Source organism: Frankia sp. Mgl5, assembly GCF_023242985.1.
Taxonomy (GTDB): Bacteria; Actinomycetota; Actinomycetes; order Frankiales; family Frankiaceae; genus Parafrankia; species Parafrankia soli.
The window spans coordinates 1-238 of sequence record NZ_JALKFY010000338.1 but is presented as its reverse complement, the minus strand read 5'-3'; the positions used below and the strand labels follow the sequence as shown (position 1 = coordinate 238).

The window sequence follows — 238 nt, the reverse complement described above, 5'->3', positions numbered from 1 at the left end:
AATGGGAAGCGAAGCTGGAGGTGCCGGTAGAGGGGATAGACGCGACCGAGCCCGCGCAGGTGGAAGCAGCGCGCCACCATGCAGAAATGGAGCTGGAGAAAGCGAAGCAAGGCGGCGCAGCGGCAAAGCAGCAGATGGAGAAAAGCCTCTTCGAGCTGCTGGAAAATGCGCGTCTAACCTATTACAGTACGAATGAAGCAGCGGAACGCTATCTGGAAAGCCGCAAGCAAGGTTTCAA

The 238-nt window shown here is 57.1% G+C and carries 1 pseudogene; it reads left to right on the top strand.

The annotated features are described in order from the left end of the window. A pseudogene (locus tag MXD62_RS09590) lies at nt 1–238 on the top strand (dynamin family protein); the annotation flags it as partial.